The organism is Caballeronia sp. J97 (assembly GCF_905220305.1).
Lineage (GTDB): Bacteria > Pseudomonadota > Gammaproteobacteria > Burkholderiales > Burkholderiaceae > Caballeronia.
In genome coordinates this window covers 584332-600070 of record NZ_CAJMZL010000001.1, presented here as the reverse complement: position 1 = coordinate 600070, position 15739 = coordinate 584332, and the positions used below count along the sequence as shown (strand labels likewise).

Annotated in this window: 16 protein-coding genes; 5 read left to right on the top strand and 11 right to left on the bottom strand. The window is 64.7% G+C overall.

Features of this window, described 5'->3' with window-relative positions; genetic code table 11:
* Positions 1–5: 5 nt before the first annotated feature.
* A complete protein-coding gene (locus tag U4Y90_RS02690) occupies positions 6–767 on the bottom strand; it encodes a glycosyltransferase family 2 protein (RefSeq protein ID WP_321791919.1) in 762 nt (253 codons plus the stop codon).
* A 65-nt stretch (positions 768–832) separates the two neighbouring features.
* On the bottom strand, positions 833–1828 hold the full coding sequence (locus U4Y90_RS02685; RefSeq protein ID WP_321791917.1) for a glycosyltransferase family 2 protein: 996 nt from the start codon (positions 1826–1828) through the stop codon (positions 833–835).
* Between the two features lie 159 nt (positions 1829–1987).
* Between U4Y90_RS02685 and U4Y90_RS02680 the strand changes: the two genes are divergently transcribed.
* Both U4Y90_RS02680 and msbA read left to right on the top strand, forming a co-directional pair.
* Positions 1988–3265, top strand: coding sequence for an O-antigen ligase family protein (locus U4Y90_RS02680; protein WP_321791915.1), 1278 nt, complete (start codon positions 1988–1990; stop codon positions 3263–3265).
* Positions 3266–3419: 154 nt separating this feature from the next.
* Positions 3420–5138 carry a lipid A export permease/ATP-binding protein MsbA gene (gene msbA, locus U4Y90_RS02675; protein ID WP_415749289.1) on the top strand — a complete coding sequence of 573 codons (1719 nt, stop codon included), beginning with the start codon at positions 3420–3422 and terminating at the stop codon, positions 5136–5138.
* 72 nt (positions 5139–5210) lie between these two features.
* Here msbA and rng read toward each other — a convergent pair whose 3' ends face one another.
* The 9 genes from rng to upp form a co-directional block, all read right to left on the bottom strand.
* Entirely contained in the window at positions 5211–6680 is a 1470-nt protein-coding gene (gene rng / locus U4Y90_RS02670; RefSeq protein ID WP_321791911.1) for a ribonuclease G, read from the bottom strand.
* A 7-nt stretch (positions 6681–6687) separates the two neighbouring features.
* On the bottom strand, positions 6688–7302 hold the full coding sequence (locus U4Y90_RS02665) for a Maf family protein (protein ID WP_321791909.1): 615 nt from the start codon (positions 7300–7302) through the stop codon (positions 6688–6690).
* A 54-nt stretch (positions 7303–7356) separates the two neighbouring features.
* Entirely contained in the window at positions 7357–7827 is a 471-nt protein-coding gene (gene rlmH, locus U4Y90_RS02660) for a 23S rRNA (pseudouridine(1915)-N(3))-methyltransferase RlmH (RefSeq protein ID WP_250512606.1), read from the bottom strand.
* 14 nt (positions 7828–7841) lie between these two features.
* Positions 7842–8297: a ribosome silencing factor gene (gene rsfS, locus U4Y90_RS02655; RefSeq protein ID WP_321791906.1), complete on the bottom strand. Its 456-nt coding sequence runs from the start codon at positions 8295–8297 to the stop codon at positions 7842–7844.
* A gap of 2 nt (positions 8298–8299) precedes the next feature.
* Entirely contained in the window at positions 8300–8977 is a 678-nt protein-coding gene (locus U4Y90_RS02650; protein WP_321791904.1) for a nicotinate-nucleotide adenylyltransferase, read from the bottom strand.
* Complete coding sequence (gene hemF, locus U4Y90_RS02645; protein WP_321791902.1) at positions 8968–9927, bottom strand: oxygen-dependent coproporphyrinogen oxidase; 960 nt, start codon at positions 9925–9927, stop codon at positions 8968–8970. Before hemF ends, U4Y90_RS02650 begins: the two co-directional genes overlap by 10 nt.
* A 132-nt stretch (positions 9928–10059) precedes the next feature.
* Positions 10060–11361, bottom strand: a complete 1302-nt coding sequence (gene purD, locus U4Y90_RS02640) for a phosphoribosylamine--glycine ligase (RefSeq protein ID WP_321791900.1) — start codon at positions 11359–11361, stop codon at positions 10060–10062.
* Positions 11362–11617: 256 nt separating this feature from the next.
* Entirely contained in the window at positions 11618–12346 is a 729-nt protein-coding gene (locus U4Y90_RS02635; protein ID WP_061135751.1) for a YebC/PmpR family DNA-binding transcriptional regulator, read from the bottom strand.
* A gap of 321 nt (positions 12347–12667) precedes the next feature.
* The gene (gene upp / locus U4Y90_RS02630) at positions 12668–13321 is read right to left on the bottom strand and encodes a uracil phosphoribosyltransferase (RefSeq protein ID WP_321791896.1); all 654 of its coding nucleotides are present in this window, start codon (positions 13319–13321) and stop codon (positions 12668–12670) included.
* A 213-nt stretch (positions 13322–13534) separates the two neighbouring features.
* On the opposite strand from upp, the gene U4Y90_RS02625 reads away from it, so the two are divergent.
* From U4Y90_RS02625 to U4Y90_RS02615, 3 genes are read left to right on the top strand one after another with little or no spacing between them, the layout of a single operon-like run.
* Positions 13535–14314, top strand: coding sequence for an SDR family oxidoreductase (locus U4Y90_RS02625; protein ID WP_321791894.1), 780 nt, complete (start codon positions 13535–13537; stop codon positions 14312–14314).
* Positions 14315–14329: 15 nt separating this feature from the next.
* The gene (locus tag U4Y90_RS02620) at positions 14330–14719 is read left to right on the top strand and encodes a methylglyoxal synthase (RefSeq protein WP_321791892.1); all 390 of its coding nucleotides are present in this window, start codon (positions 14330–14332) and stop codon (positions 14717–14719) included.
* 34 nt (positions 14720–14753) lie between these two features.
* Complete coding sequence (locus tag U4Y90_RS02615) at positions 14754–15728, top strand: quinone oxidoreductase (protein WP_321791890.1); 975 nt, start codon at positions 14754–14756, stop codon at positions 15726–15728.
* Positions 15729–15739 lie beyond the last annotated feature (11 nt).

The following is a 15739-nucleotide window of genomic DNA, read 5'->3' as shown; positions in this document are numbered from 1 at the left end:
ACTCTTCAGCGCACTTCGTTCATGTGCGCGAGCTTCAGAAAGCGGTAATAGACCGTCTGCGCGTTGAATACCGCGATCATGAAGCCGGCTTTTCCGTCCAGGAAGCCGCGCCGCAGCACGTAAGTGCGCGCGAACGCCCACGCGCCGCGCGCGAGCGCAATGCCGAAGCTGCTGCGCTTGCCGGCCGCGTGACGCTGCTTCGCACCCGCCGTGGAATAGGCGTCCAGCTTGCGCAATACCGCTTCGAAGTCCTCGTAGGAATAATGCATCAGCTTGCCGGAAAGATGCACGACGGGTTTGCCCGTCGACAGCACGAGCCGTTCGTGCACGAGATCGGGCGAAAAGCGCGCGGTGCCGCGCCGGAAGAGCCGCGGAATCCAGTCCGGATACCAGCCGCTGTGTTTGACCCACACGCCGCAAAAGCTCGACAGACGGTCGATCGCGTACACGTCCGCTTGCGGATCGGTGATCGCGGCGCGGATCGACGCGGCCAATTCGGGCGACACGACTTCATCGGCGTCGATGGAGAGGATCCAGTCGGTCGAGAGGGCATCGAGTGCGCGGTTTTTCTGCGGGCCGAAGCCCGGCCAGTCGCGCGCCTCGATCACGCGCGCGCGGTGCGCCTCGGCGATGCCCACGGTCGCATCGGTGCTGCCGCCATCGATGACGACGATCTCGTCGGCAAAGGAAACGGCCTGCAGGCATTGCGCGAGCCGCGCGGCCGCGTTGTGGGTAATGATGGCGATGCCGAGGGTCGGGAGTGTCATGAAGCCTTTCGGGTGGCGCGAGCGCGTGTGAGTCTGTTCGGATGAGGCACGGCGTTCGCGCGCGCTCATCCGGACATATGCCACTTCACGAAGAAGAACGGCGAGAGCAGCCACGGGCAGGTGGCATAGATGAACATTCTGAAGCGAAAGCCAAAGTCCACGTCCTTCGACGTCGCCACGAGCGCGAGCTTGCGCGCGAGCGAGCGCTCGCCGAACATCGCGCTGACGTAGGTTTCGCGCGCGGACTTCTTCGCGAGCAGCGCGCGCATCGGCGTGCCGACACCCACTCTATCGGCATCGCCGATGAGCTGGCTCGTTTCACCCGTGCCGTTGACATTCGCGAGCTTGATGCGCGCGACGAAATCCGCGGGCGTGCGCCATTTCCGCTTTCTCGACAGGCCGCCGCGCCGGTACTGCACGAGCGGTTCATGCAGCGTATGGGCGCCGTGGCTCATGATCGCGCGAAACGTCATGATCTGATCTTCGCCGTAGATGCCGGGCGCGATCGGCCCGAATTCCTGGAAGAGGCGGCGCGCCCAGGCGTGCGCCGCGCCGACGACATGCGGCCTGTTGCCCGACCAGTCTTCGAAGCTGCGGTAGTTGTCGAGGTCGGTCACCCGCAGCACGCCGTGCGGTTTGCCTTCGGCGTCGATGTCCTGCAGATCCGTTGCGACGAGGTCGTAGCGCCTGCCGCTCGCGAGCCAGTCGCGCATCACGCGCTCCACGCGCTCGGGCCGGGAGATATCGTCGCCCGCCGCGATGAAGAGCATTTCACCCGATGCGCATGCCGCGAGCGCGCTCAGATGCGCGCTGATGCCGAGATTTTTTTCGTTGCGAAGGAGCCGGACGGTGTGCGGGCCGCGATAGTCGCCTACGACGCGCTCGGCGACCGCGAAGGTGTCGTCGGCGGACGCATCGTCGGAAATGAGGATTTCGAGCGGCGTCCAGGTCTGGGCCAGCGCGCCGCGGATCGCGTCGGCAACGGTTTCTTGCTGATTGAACGTGATGAGCAGGAGGCTGGCGAGCGGTGCGTCCGGCTCTGTTTCAGGAATAGCTGCCATTTCGAATTCACAACGCATGGAATACCCGGTGTGCCTTCCCGGTCGCGGGTCAGGCGTTCCGAGAGCGAAGAGCGTGCCAGGCGGCAACGGCTATAATATCGCGGGTTTTCGGGGCGCGCGACCGGACCGGCCGGTCGAACCCATGTCAGGTTCATTGATTTGGAAAAAATTCTGCGTTACGTCATCGCCAGCATGATTTTGCTGGCGCCCGCGACCACGCTGGTCGTGCGAGGTGGAACCGGTTACTGCTTTTTCGTGTTGCTCGCCATTGCGCTCTTCGCCGGATTCAGCAAGCCATTTCGGTTGAGGGGCCGTCTGCTCATCACCGCTTATCCCTGGTACGCCGCGGCCATGCTGTGCTTCATGGTTTACTTGCCGTTGCAACAGGCGATCGAGGGCTATTATCTGCCGCGCGAGTTCGACGGCCTGTCGCGGCTGGCGCTGAGCCTGCCGATATTTCTGTTGCTGGTCAACCTCCCGGTCCGACATCTGAAGGCGCTCGGCTGGGGTTGCGCGCTCGGCGCCATCGGCGCGGGCGCCTGGGCCGTGGACAGCAACCTTCACATGACGATCAACGATCTCAATCGCCTCGGCAACGATTATACGAACCCGATTCCATACGGCAACACTGCGCTGCTGCTCGGATTTCTTTCCGTGATGACGATCCGCTGGGACGAGTATCCCAATGTGCTGGCCAAGCGCGTCGGCATTGCGATCAAGCTGCTGGGGCTCGTGAGCGGCGTCTATGCATCGTACTTGTCGGGCACGCGCGGCGGATGGCTCGCGATTCCGCTCTTCCTCGTGCTGTGCTCGCTCAATTTCGGCTGGGTCAGACGCCGCCGCCATTGGCTCGCCGCGGCGGTCGTCGCGGTGATGGCCATGTCGGCCTTGCTCGCATCGCCGCTCGGCCGTGAGCGCGTGATGGCGACGCGCTCGGACATCGTCCAGCTTTCGGAAGGCTCGAATGCGTATAGTTCCATCGGCGCGCGTCTGCAACTCTGGCGCGCGTCGATCCGGCTTTTCGAAACGCACCCGCTTCTGGGCGTCGGCAAGGGACATCTGGAGGCGTCGCTGAGAGACATGGCGAACAAGGGCGACGTCCCGGACTTCATCGTCAATCAGCGCGCGCATAGCGAATTTTTCTCGACGATCTCCGAACTGGGCGCGCTCGGGGTCGTCTGTCTGGCATTGATCTATTTCGGGCCGCTCGTGTATTTCGTGCGCTATCGGAAATCGCCGCACCGGGACGTGTCGACGGCCGCGTATTGCGGAATCGCGGTGTCGGGCTCGGTTATCATCTTCGGTTTGAGCATCGACGTGTTCACAGTGGTGATGAGCACCGCGCTCATCGCGCTCTTCTGGGCCGTGCTGCTCGCGGTCATCACACATGACCCGCGCCAGCCGCAAGGCAAGCCGGGGCGGAATTCGACCGGCTGATCGGTAGCCGGCTCGCCCGGCTGACGACGATACCAACAAACGCGGCGCGACGGGTGAGTCAGGCGCCGTGCGAAGCGGAGATACGCTCTTGAACAAGCAAGCAAGTTTGCGCAAGCCGATCGGCGGCGAGGAAAGCAGTTCGCCGACGGCAGTCATGAAGCGGCTATGGCCGTACATCCGTCCGCTCTTCGGCATGGTGATGCTCGGCCTGTTGACGATGGGCATCGTCGCGGCGACCGAGGCGGGCATCCCGATGCTGCTCAAACCGCTGCTCGACCACGGTTTCGGCTCGAAGAGCAGCGATCACGCGAAATGGCTCGTGCCGGCCGCGGTGATCGGCCTCGCGCTCGTACGGGGCGGGGCGCAATACGCATCGGGATATTTTCTCTCGTACGTGACGAACAAGATCCTGCTGCAACTGCGGCTCGAAATGTTCCAGCGCATGATCCACACGAGCGCCGGCTTCTTCCAGCGCGAGACCGCGAGCACGGTCATCAATGCGATCGTCTTCGAGGTCAATCAGATCCTGAGCGTGCTGTCGAGCGTGGTGGTGACGCTCGTGCGCGACTCCCTCACGGTCGTGTTTCTGCTCGGCTATCTGTTCATCCTCAACTGGCGCCTTACGCTGATCGTCGCGGTGATTCTTCCCGCCATCGGCTGGCTGGTGAGCAAGATCAACAGACGGCTGCGACGCCTGAACCGCGAGCATCAGTCCCTGACCAATGATCTGTCGTATATCGTCGAGGAGACGGTCGGCGGTTACAAGGTCGTCAAGGTGCACAACGGCGAGCCGTACGAGATCGATCGCTTCACGGAGATGAGCCATCGCCTTCGCGGCTACTCGATGCGCATGCAGGTGTCGGGCGGCCTCGCGCAGCCGCTTACGCAATTTCTCGCGTCCATCGCGCTCGCCATCGTCATCACGATCGCGGTCGTGCAGTCGGCGAACGATCAGACGACCGTCGGCGGTTTCGTCGCGTTCGTCACGTCGATGCTGCTCGTGATCTCGCCGCTCAAGCATCTGATCGACATCAATCAGCCGATGCAGCGCGGCATGACGGCCGCGGAGCTGATCTTCGGCCTGATCGACGAGCCGGCCGAGCCCGAGGGCGGCGGCCGTCGTCTCGAACGTGCGCGTGGCGAAGTCGAATTCCGCGACGTGTCCTTTAGCTACGGCTCGATTGACCGGCCGACGCTCGATCGCGTGTCATTCAAGGTCGCGCCGGGCGAAATGGTCGCGCTCGCGGGCCCGTCGGGCAGCGGCAAGACGACGCTTGTGAATCTGCTGCCGCGCTTCTTCGATCCGCGCGCCGGTCAGGTGCTCGTCGATGGCGTGCCGATCACCGAGTACAACCTGCACGATCTGCGCGGCCAGCTCGCAATGGTCAGCCAGGACGTCGTGCTCTTCAACGATACGATCGCGGCGAACGTTGCTTACGGTCAGACACCGGATCGCGAGCGCGTGATGTCGGCGCTCGCGGCGGCCAATCTGTCCGATGTCGTCGCGTCGCTGCCGGACGGAATCGATACGCTCGTCGGCGGCAACGGCATGCGTCTGTCGGGTGGACAGCGCCAGCGTCTCGCGATCGCGCGCGCGATCTACAAGGACGCGCCGATCCTGATTCTCGACGAAGCGACATCCGCGCTCGATTCGGAATCCGAGCGGCACGTGCAGTCGGCGCTCGAGACGCTGATGAAGGGCCGCACGACGCTCGTCATCGCGCACCGTCTGTCGACGATCGAACGCGCGGACCGCATCCTCGTGATGGAGGCGGGGAAAATCGCGGAGCAGGGGAGTCACGCCGAGTTGCTGCGCAAGGACGGGCTTTATGCGCACTTGCATCGGATTCAGTATCAGCAGCAGGCGGCGTGACGCAAGGACGTTGGTTTTGCTCGAGGGTTTCGGCCTCGCTCGAACGGGTTTCGGGCGAGGTGTTCGCGCAAGCTACATCAACACGATGTCGTACTGCTCCTGGCTGAGATTGCTCTCGACCTGCAGCGAAACCGGCTTCCCGATGAAGTCCATCAGCATCGCGAGATGCTGCGACTCTTCTTCCAGAAACAGATCGATGACCTGCTGCGAAGCCACCACGCGAAACTCGCGCGGGTTGAACTGCCGCGATTCGCGCATGATTTCGCGCAGCACGTCGTAGCACACGGTGCGCGGCGTCTTCACCTGACCTTTGCCCTGACACGTCGGGCAAGGCTCGCACAACACATGAGCCAGCGACTCGCGCGTGCGCTTTCGCGTCATCTCGACGAGCCCGAGCTGCGAGAAGCCGTTCACGGTCACGCGCGTCCGATCACGCGACAGCGCCTTCTTGAGCTCGCCCAGCACCTGATCCCGATGCTCGACATTCTCCATGTCGATGAAATCGATGATGATGATCCCGCCGAGATTCCTCAACCTCAGTTGCCGCGCGATCGTATGCGCCGCTTCGAGATTGGTCTTGAAGATCGTGTCATCGAAGTTGCGCGCGCCGACATAGCCGCCCGTATTGACGTCGATGGTCGTCATCGCCTCGGTCTGGTCGATCATCAGATAGCCGCCCGACTTCAGATCGACGCGCCGCGACAGCGCCCGCTGAATCTCCGTCTCGATGTTGTATAGATCGAACAGCGGCCGCTCGCCGGTGTAGTGATGCAGACGTGACGCGACCGCCGGCGTGAACTCCGCCGCGAAATCCGCGAGCATCTGATACGTTTCGCGCGAATCGACCTGAATGCGTGAGGTATCGTCGTTGACGAAGTCGCGCAGCACACGTTGCGCGAGGTTCAGATCCTGATAGAGCAGCGAGGTGGGCGGCACGCGCTGCGCCTGAGCGACGATCGTCGCCCATGTCTTGCGCAGATAGGCGACATCGGCCGCGAGCTCTTCGCTCGTCGCGTCTTCGGCGATCGTCCTGACGATGTAGCCGCCTTTCTCGTCGGCGGGCAGAACGGCCGTCAAACGCGCGCGCACGGCTTCGCGTTCCGCTTCGCTCTCGATCTTCTGCGAGATGCCGATGTGCGGCTCCTGCGGCAGATACACGAGCGTGCGCCCCGCGATGCTCACCTGCGTCGACAGGCGCGCGCCCTTGGTGCCGATCGGGTCCTTCACGACCTGCACCATCAGCGACTGGCCTTCGAAGACGATCTTTTCGATCGGCGTATGCGGCTGCGAGTTATGCGGCTCGCCGGCGATGCGCGGATGCCAGATATCCGCGACATGGAGAAACGCGGCGCGCTCGAGACCGATATCGATGAACGCGGACTGCATGCCCGGCAGCACGCGCACGACCTTGCCGAGATAGACGTTGCCGACGCGCCCGCGCGAGAGCGTGCGCTCGACGTGAAGCTCCTGAACGGCGCCTTGCTGAACCAGTGCGACGCGGGTTTCCTGCGGTGTGACGTTGATCAGGATTTCTTCGTTCATGGCCTGTTTAGAATGCGACGCGCGCCACGCGCAAGAGCGCTGCGGTTTCGAATAGGGGCAGACCCATGATACCCGAATAGGACCCATCGATTCGCTCGATGAACTCCGCGGCCCGGCCCTGAATGCCATACGCGCCGGCCTTGCCCAGCGGCTCGCCCGATGCCGCGTAGCGCTGCAGCGCAGCACGATCCGCGCGGGCGAAGCGAACCGTCGAACGCGAGAGTGCGGGTTCGAGCAATGCGCCTTCGGCATCGACGACGGCGAGCGCCGTCAGCACTTCATGCTCGCGGCCCGCGAGGCGTTCGAGCATCGCGATGGCGTCGTCTTCGTGCAGCGGTTTGCCGAGGATCAGTCCGTCGATGGTGACGGTCGTGTCGGCGACGAGAATCGGCGCGGAAGCGAAGCCGCCCGCAACGAGGCGTGCGCGCGCCGCGTGTGCCTTCAAAGCGCACACGCGCACGACGTACGCATCCGCGGCTTCGCCCGGCAGTTCGGCTTCGAGCGCTTCGGCGTTTTCATCGGGACGGGGAAGAAGGAGTTCGTACTGCACGCCGAGCTGACGGAGCAGCTCCTGACGGCGCGGGCTTTGCGAGGCGAGATAAACGAAGGGAAAAGTCGGCATCTTGATGGGGATTCGAATGGCGCGCACGGCATTCGATCCGGCATCGAAAAGGCCTCAAGCGCGATGATAGGGATGATTCTGCGTGATGCTCCACGCGCGGTAAAGCTGTTCGGCGAGCAGCACGCGCACCATGCCATGCGGCAGCGTGAGACTCGACACGCGCAGCATCAGTTCGGCGCGCGCCTTCACGGCCGGATCGAGCCCGTCCGCGCCGCCGATCACGAACGCGACGTCGCGGCCATCCTGCTGCCAGCCGGGCAGGGCGTTCGCGAGCTGCATCGTGGTCCAGTCGCGGCCGCGTTCGTCGAGTGCGACGACGCGCGCGTTCTTCGGCAAGGCGGCTTCGATGCGCTGCTTCTCGGCCGCCATCACGCTTTCGGCATTGCGCCCCGATGAGCGCTGCTCGGGCTTGATCTCTTTCAGCTCGATGCGCAACTCGGGCGGCATGCGCTTCGCGTATTCGTCGAAGCCATTCGTGATCCAGTCGGGCATCTTGTGTCCGACGGCGAGGATGACCAGCTTCATGAAACGAAGCGGCTTCAGTGCTTGCGCGTGGTCTTGCGCGCGGGACGTCTGACGGCGGGCGTGTCGTCTTCGTCGTCCTCGTCGTCTTCAGGGGCGATGACGCTCGCGCCGCCGAACATGTTCGGCTTTTGCAGCTTCACGCGCACGGGCTTGTCGCCCCAGACTTCTTCGAGGTTGTAGTACTGGCGCAGCGCCGGTTGCAGGATGTGCACGACCGCGTCGCCGCAATCGACCAGCACCCATTCGCCGATCTCTTCGCCTTCCGTGCTGATGATGTCGCCGCCCGCTTCCTTGACCTTTTCGCGCACGCTGTTGGCGAGCGCCTTGGTCTGCCGGTTGGACGTGCCGCTCGCCACGACCACGCGGTCGAACAGCGACGTGAGGTGGGTCGTGTTGAACACCTTGATGTCTTGCGCCTTGACGTCTTCGAGACCGTCGATGATCGCGCGTTGAAGCTTCTGAAGTTCCATGGTTACCGTGTCTGGTACAGGTGATGTTGAACAATATAGTCCCATACAGCCTCAGGGACCTGAGCGCGGGCGTCGGTCGCGCCTCGCATCGTTCGCGCTTCCTCGCGGATCGCCGTGGCGGATACGTCGAGAAGAAGCATTTCGTCGATGTGCATGCGACCGTGCGGGCTCGCGCGTAAAACGTCGGGCGTTGCGCGGCGCGCTTCGAGTTCGGCTGCGACGGCGGCGGGCAAGGACGCGACGTCGAAGCCCGCGCGCGTCTCCACGCAGATGTGCGCGTAGTCGAAGAGCCGCTTCCACTGATGCCACGAATCGAGCTTGACGAGCTGATCGGCGCCCATCAACAGCGAAATCGACGCGTCGGCGCCTTCGCGCTCGCGCCAGTGCGCGAGCGTGTCGACGGTATAGGTGTCGCCCCGGCGGTCGATTTCATCGGTGGCGACGGTGATGCGAACGCCGTCGAGCGCGAGCGACGCCGCCGCCGCGCGCGTCATCGCCAGCCGATGCTCCGGCGCCGATACGCCCGCCTTCTGCCACGGCTGACCGGCGGGCAGCAGCACGAGCTCGGTCAGTTGCAGCAACTCGACGAAGCGTCGCGCGAGCGCGAGATGCCCGTTGTGAATCGGATCGAAGGTGCCGCCGAACAGGCCGACACGCGAAAGGCAGGGCGTCAAAGCCATTCCCGCCGCACCAGGAAGTCTTCGTACAGCCGTGCTTCCGGCGTGCCCGGCGCCGGTTTCCAGTCATAGCGCCAGTTCGCGCCGGGCGGCATCGACATCAGGATCGACTCGGTGCGTCCGCCGCTTTGCAGGCCGAAATGCGTGCCGCGGTCGAACACGAGATTGAATTCGACATAGCGGCCGCGCCGGTACGCCTGGAACTCGCGCTCGCGCTCCGTATAGGGCGTGTCGCGGCGGCGCTCGATGACCGGCAGATATGCCTTCAGGAACGCATCGCCGACGCTTCGCATCATCGCGAACGCACGCTCGAAGCCCGGCTCCGAGAAGTCGTCGAAGAAGATCCCGCCGATGCCGCGCTGCTCGTTGCGATGTTTCAGATGGAAGTACTCGTCGCACCAGGTCTTGAAGCGCGGATACAGCTCGGCGCCGAACGGATCGAGCGCGTCGCGGCAAACCCGATGGAAATGCCGCGCATCGTCCTCGTAGCCGTAGATCGGCGTCAGATCCATGCCGCCGCCGAACCAGAAGATCGGCGCTTCGCCTTCCTTCGTCGCCGTGAGCATGCGCACGTTCATGTGCACGGTCGGGCAGTGCGGATTGCGCGGATGCATGACGAGCGATACGCCGAGCGCCTCGAATCCGCGACCGGCGAGCTGCGGACGCGCCGCGCTCGCGGAGGGCGGCAGCGCGTCGCCCTGCACATCGGAGAAGCCGATGCCGCCGCGCTCGAAAAATCCGCCGCCTTCCAGAATGCGCGTCACGCCGCCGCCGCGCAGATGCGCACCGGGCTCGCGGGTCCAGGCGTCGGTGGCGAAGGCGGTGCCGTCGAAGGCGCCGAGCGCATCGGCGATGCGCGTCTGCAGGCCCGTCAGATAATCGCGGACGGCCGCGATATCGTGGGCTGCGTCGTGTTCGTTGCGTTGTTCCGCGCTGCGGTTCGGTTCACTCATCGATTGCTGCGTGCGCCCTGTGGGCGGCCATGAATGGGCGGGGTTAACCCTTCGTCTCAAAACGTTCAAAAGCGCGCTGCCGGACACGAGGTCCGGCAGCGCGCGTGCTCGTGCGGCGCGAGCCGCGCCGTTTCAGTGCTTGTCGGACTGCTTGTCCGCCGGCTGCTTGCGGTTCACCGCCCGATAGCCGATGTCCCGGCGGTACTGCATGCCATCGAACGAAATCTGGTTGACTGTATCGTAGACCACGGATTGCGCGCCGCGCACGGAATCCGCCAATCCGACGACGCACAGCACGCGCCCGCCCGAGGTCGTGAGCTTGCCGTCGGTCAGCGTCGTGCCTGCGTGGAAAGTGACGGAATTCTCGGTTTCCTCAGGAATGCCGCTGATGCGGTCGCCCTTGCGCGGCGTTTCCGGATAGTTGTGCGCCGCGAGCACGACGCCGAGCGCCGTGCGGCGGTCCCAGTCGAGATCGACCGCGTCGAGCTTGCCGTCGATCGCCATTTCCACGACCTTCGAGAAGTCGCCCTTCAGGCGCGCCATGATCGGCTGCGTTTCGGGATCGCCCATGCGGCAGTTGAATTCGAGCGTCTTCGGGTTACCGTTCGCGTCGATCATCAGGCCGGCGTACAGGAAGCCGGTGAAGCGGATGCCCTCGCTTTCCATGCCGCGCACGGTCGGCTGGATGATCTCGCGCATCACGCGCGCGTGCAGTTGCGGCGTGACGATCGGCGCGGGCGAATAGGCGCCCATGCCGCCGGTGTTCGGACCCTTGTCGCCGTCGAGCAGGCGCTTGTGGTCCTGACTGGACGCGAGCGGCAGCACATGCTTGCCGTCCACCATCACGATGAAGCTCGCTTCCTCGCCCGCGAGAAATTCCTCGATCACGACGCGCGCGCCCGCATCGCCGAGCTTGTTGTCCGCGAGCATCGAATCGACGGCGGCGTGCGCCTCTTCCAGCGTCATCGCGACGACGACGCCCTTGCCGGCAGCCAGTCCGTCCGCCTTGATGACGATCGGCGCGCCTTTCGCGTCGATGTAGGCGTGGGCGGCGGCGAGCTCGGAGAAGGTTTCGTATTCGGCGGTCGGGATCTTGTGGCGCTTCATGAACGCCTTCGCGAAGTCCTTCGAGCTCTCCAACTGCGCCGCTTCCTTGCTCGGGCCGAAGATTTTCAGGCCGCGAGAACGAAACAGATTGACGATGCCAGCGGCGAGCGGCTGTTCCGGCCCGACGAGCGTGAACGCGACATGTTCCTTCTCGACGAAATCGGCGAGCTCCGCCGGGTCCGTGATGTCGACGTTGCGCAGGCGCTCGTCCTGCGCGGTGCCGCCGTTGCCCGGCGCCACATAGACGATCTGCACGCGCGGCGATTGCGCGAGCTTCCAGGCCAGCGCGTGTTCGCGGCCGCCGGAACCGACGACGAGTAACTTCATGTGAATCCCCGAAATCCTGACAAAAAGCGGCTTGAGAAAAAGCGGTGGACGCATCGACCGTGAAGCGCGCGCATGACATCGGTCATGACGTCGCGAAGGCGGCTCGCGCTGACATCGGCTGCGTCACGCGCCTTCCAGGGGCGATGCCGCGCCGCGAAGATCGCGCGGCGCCGCTCCGGCATGAGCCGAAGCGAAAGACATTTCATGCGCGGGCGCGGCGGCTTCCGACGCCACCGCGCCCGGTGCGACCCGAAGCTCAGTCTTCGTTGATCGCGGCGTTTGTATGGACTTCCTGCACGTCGTCGAGATTTTCGAGCGCATCGAGCAGTTTTTGCATTTTCACGGCGTCGTCGCCGCTGAATTCGACTTCCGTCTGCGGTTTCATCGTCACTTCGGCGAGTTCAGCCTTGAAGCCCGCGGCTTCGAGCGCGTCCTTCACCTTCTGGAAATCGTTCGGGGGACAAATCACTTCGATGCTGCCGTCTTCGTTCGTCACGACGTCGTCCGCACCGGATTCGAGCGCGGCGTCCATCAGCTTGTCTTCCGGCGTGCCGGGCGCGAACAGGAACTGGCCGACGTGATCGAACATGAACGACACCGAGCCGTCCGTGCCCATGTTGCCGCCGAACTTCGAGAACGCGTGGCGCACTTCCGCGACGGTGCGGGTGCGGTTGTCCGTCATTGTGTCGACGATGATCGCAGCGCCGCCGATGCCGTAGCCTTCGTAACGGATTTCCTCGTAGTTCGCGCCGTCGACGCCGCCGGTGCCGCGCTGGATCGCGCGGTTGATGTTGTCCTTCGGCATGTTGGCGTCGTAAGCCTTGTCGACGGCCAGACGCAGGCGCGGGTTCGAGTCGATCTCGCCGCCGCCCATGCGCGCCGCAACCTGGATTTCCTTGATGAGGCGCGTCCAGACCTTGCCCTTCTTCGCGTCGGCCGCGGCTTTCTTATGCTTGATGTTGGCCCATTTCGAATGACCCGCCATTACCTTTCTCCATCGCGCGCGGGCATGAGGCCGGGCGCCTAGTGTGCTGTCGTGCTGAATGTTTCTGTCCGCTGCGCGCTTCTCGGGCGGCAGCCGGATTGGCTCGGCGGATCGTCTGATCCGGCGCAATCCGAATAGGAACAGACCGAAATTTTAGCATGGCGGCAGGCGCTCTCAGTACCGCGCAGCGCGGGCCGGCAACGGAAAACCGGCACAAACCGTGCGAAATTTCAGCGAATCGCGCCGAAATCCCGCGAAGCCGGCCGTAAACGCAAACCGCCGCGCACGGGGCGCGGCGGTCGGAGCAGTCGGTGCGAACGCTTAATTCTTCGTGCCGAACAGACGGTCGCCCGCGTCGCCGAGACCGGGAACGATATACGCATGGTCGTTCAGATGCGAATCGAGCGACGCGACATAGAGCTTCACGTCCGGATGCGCGTCCTGGAATACCTTGACGCCCTCGGGCGCGGCGACCAGCGCGACGAACACGATGTTCTCGGCCTGCACGTTGCGGCGCTTCATCACGTCGACGGCGTGCACCGCGGAGTAGCCTGTCGCGACCATCGGATCGCACAGGATGAAGACGCGTTCTTCGAGATCCGGCGGCAGGCGCACGAGATACTCGACCGGACGATGATCCTCCGCCCGATACACGCCGATATGCCCGACCCGCGCCGACGGCACCAGATCGAGCAGGCCGTCCGACATGCCGATGCCCGCGCGCAGGACCGGCACGATCGCGAGCTTCTTGCCGGCGATCACCGGCGCGTCGATCTCGACGAGCGGCGTTTCCACGCGCTTGGTCGTGAGCGGCAGATTGCGCGTGATTTCGTAGCCCATCAGCAGCGTGATTTCCCGCAGGAGCTCGCGGAACGTGCGCGTCGACGTGTCCTTGTCGCGCATGTGCGTGAGCTTGTGCTGGATCAGCGGGTGATCGAGGATGAAGAGATTGGGAAAGCGGCTGTCTTGTTTCATGGGTCTCGCGCGCTGCGCGTCCTGCTCGTGTGATGTTCTGCCTCTGACGCGCCGGGGAGCGGACAGTGGCGACAGTTTACCCAAAAGCCCGCCCGCGCCTAAGAAGAATCGCGCGCCCGATCCGAAGCGGCCGCCGACGTTGCCGCCCCGATTCTTCTAGAATTGCGCGAGAGGCGCCTACGCCGATCGCAACAATGACAAGGAGGATGAACGATGGACATGGGAATCGCGGGCCGCACCGCGCTGGTGTGCGCGGCGAGCAAGGGGCTCGGACGCGGATGTGCCGAAGCGCTCGCCGCGGAAGGCGTGAATCTGGTGATCACCGCGCGCACGGCCGAAACGCTCGAAGCGACGGCGGCGCACATCCGCGCGACCTACGGCGTCGACGTGAAAACCGTCGCGGGCGACATCACGACACCCGAAGGCCACGCCGCCGCGCTCGCCGCCTGCCCGGCGCCGGACATTCTGGTTAACAACGCGGGCGGCCCGCCGCCGGGCGACTTCCGCACCTTCACGCACGACATGTGGATCAAGGCGCTGGAAGGCAACATGCTGACGCCGATCGAGCTGATCAAGGCGACCATCGACGGGATGATCGAGCGCGGCTTCGGGCGCGTGGTGAACATCACGAGCTCGTCGGTGAAGGCGCCGATCGACGTGCTCGGCCTGTCCAACGGCGCGCGTTCGGGCCTGACCGGCTTTGTCGCGGGTGTCGCGCGCAAGGTCGCATCGACCGGCGTCACGATCAACAATCTGCTGCCGGGCACGTTCGACACCGACCGCATCGCCGTGACGATGGAAGCGCAGGCGAAGGCGCAGAACATCTCGGTCGAGGACATGCGCGCGCGCCGCGCGCAAAGCCTGCCGGCGGGACGATTCGGCACGTCGGAGGAGTTCGGCCGTGCCTGCGCGTTCCTGTGCAGCGTGCACGCGGGCTACATCACCGGTCAGAACCTGCTGATCGATGGCGGCGCATACCCCGGCACGTACTGATCGAGGACTACGGACATGACCACACGCGTCGCGCTGATCGCGCACGACATGAAGAAGGACGACATCGTCACGCTCGCGGGCGAATTCGTCGACACGCTCGCGCAATGCAATCTCGTCGCGACGGGCACGACCGGCGGGCGCATCGCGGCGGCGCACGGACTGGAAGTGGAGCGCAAGCTGTCCGGCCCGCACGGCGGCGACCTGCAGATCGGCGCGGAACTGGCGGAAGGGCGCGTGAACGTCGTGATCTTCCTGCGCGATCCGATGACCCCGCAACCGCACGAGCCCGACATCAATGCGCTCGTGCGCGCCTGCGACGTGCACAACGTGCCGTGCGCGACCAACATCGCGACAGCGCGCATGATTCTCGACGACTTGCGCCTGCGCTTTCAGCGCGAAGCCTGAAGCGCGCGGGCAAAACCCAGGAGATGAACGAGCGATGACCAAGGCAATCCGATTCGAAAAGGCAGGCGGCCCGGAAGTCATGAAGTGGGTCGACGTGGACGTGGGCGCGCCGGGCAAGGGCGAGATCCGCGTGAAGCATCATGCGGTGGGGCTGAATTTCATCGACGTGTACTTCCGCACCGGCCTTTATCCGATGCCGCTGCCCGGCGGCCTCGGCATGGAAGCCGCGGGCGAGGTGACGGCGGTGGGCGAGGGCGTCACGCAGTTCGCGCCGGGCGATCGCGTCGCGTACGCGTCGCGGCCGCCGGGCGCCTACGCCGAAGAGCGCGTGATGTCGGCGGATTACGTCGTCAGGCTGCCGGATTCGATCAGCTACGAAGACGCCGCGTCGATCATGCTGCAAGGGCTCACCGCGCAATATCTGCTGCGGCGGACCTATCGCGTGAAGGCGGGCGATACCGTGCTGATTCACGCGGCCGCGGGCGGCGTCGGCATGATCGCCTGCCAGTGGGCGAAGGCGCTCGGCGCGACGGTGATCGGCACGGTCGGCTCTGACGAGAAAGCCGAGCTCGCGAAGGCGCACGGCTGCGATTACCCGATCGTCTACACCCGCGAGAATTTCACGCAGCGCGTGCGCGAAATCACCAACGGCGCGGGCGTGCCCGTCGTCTACGATTCGATCGGCAAGGACACGTATATCGCGTCGCTCGATTGCCTCGCGCCGCTCGGCTTGTTCGTGAGCTTCGGCAATTCGTCCGGGCCGCTGCCGCCGCTCGATTCGTCCGAGCTCGCCGGCCGCGGCTCGCTCTATTTCACGCGGCCGACGCTCTTCAGCTATATCGCCAAACGCAGCGATCTCGATGCAATGGCGGCGGAGCTGTTCGAAGTCGTCTCGGCGGGCAAGGTGAAGACGAACGTGCGCCAGCGTTATCCGCTGGCCGATGCGGCGCGCGCGCACGAAGACCTCGAAGCGCGCAAGACGACCGGCTCGACGATTCTTCTGCCCTGACGCGCGGCGAA

What these genes read in the sequence shown, in the direction of transcription:
- upp (WP_321791896.1), bottom strand. Translation starts at nt 13,321, where the DNA reads ATGAAACAAGACAGCCGCTTTCCCAATCTCTTCATCCTCGATCACCCG.
- U4Y90_RS02665 (WP_321791909.1), bottom strand. Translation starts at nt 7,302, where the DNA reads ATGCCGACTTTTCCCTTCGTTTATCTCGCCTCGCAAAGCCCGCGCCGT.
- msbA (WP_415749289.1), top strand. Translation starts at nt 3,420, where the DNA reads ATGAAGCGGCTATGGCCGTACATCCGTCCGCTCTTCGGCATGGTGATG.
- U4Y90_RS02635 (WP_061135751.1), bottom strand. Translation starts at nt 12,346, where the DNA reads ATGGCGGGTCATTCGAAATGGGCCAACATCAAGCATAAGAAAGCCGCG.
- rng (WP_321791911.1), bottom strand. Translation starts at nt 6,680, where the DNA reads ATGAACGAAGAAATCCTGATCAACGTCACACCGCAGGAAACCCGCGTC.
- U4Y90_RS02685 (WP_321791917.1), bottom strand. Translation starts at nt 1,828, where the DNA reads ATGGCAGCTATTCCTGAAACAGAGCCGGACGCACCGCTCGCCAGCCTC.
- purD (WP_321791900.1), bottom strand. Translation starts at nt 11,361, where the DNA reads ATGAAGTTACTCGTCGTCGGTTCCGGCGGCCGCGAACACGCGCTGGCC.
- hemF (WP_321791902.1), bottom strand. Translation starts at nt 9,927, where the DNA reads ATGAGTGAACCGAACCGCAGCGCGGAACAACGCAACGAACACGACGCA.
- U4Y90_RS02650 (WP_321791904.1), bottom strand. Translation starts at nt 8,977, where the DNA reads ATGGCTTTGACGCCCTGCCTTTCGCGTGTCGGCCTGTTCGGCGGCACC.
- U4Y90_RS02690 (WP_321791919.1), bottom strand. Translation starts at nt 767, where the DNA reads ATGACACTCCCGACCCTCGGCATCGCCATCATTACCCACAACGCGGCC.
- U4Y90_RS02625 (WP_321791894.1), top strand. Translation starts at nt 13,535, where the DNA reads ATGGACATGGGAATCGCGGGCCGCACCGCGCTGGTGTGCGCGGCGAGC.
- U4Y90_RS02620 (WP_321791892.1), top strand. Translation starts at nt 14,330, where the DNA reads ATGACCACACGCGTCGCGCTGATCGCGCACGACATGAAGAAGGACGAC.
- rlmH (WP_250512606.1), bottom strand. Translation starts at nt 7,827, where the DNA reads ATGAAGCTGGTCATCCTCGCCGTCGGACACAAGATGCCCGACTGGATC.
- rsfS (WP_321791906.1), bottom strand. Translation starts at nt 8,297, where the DNA reads ATGGAACTTCAGAAGCTTCAACGCGCGATCATCGACGGTCTCGAAGAC.
- U4Y90_RS02615 (WP_321791890.1), top strand. Translation starts at nt 14,754, where the DNA reads ATGACCAAGGCAATCCGATTCGAAAAGGCAGGCGGCCCGGAAGTCATG.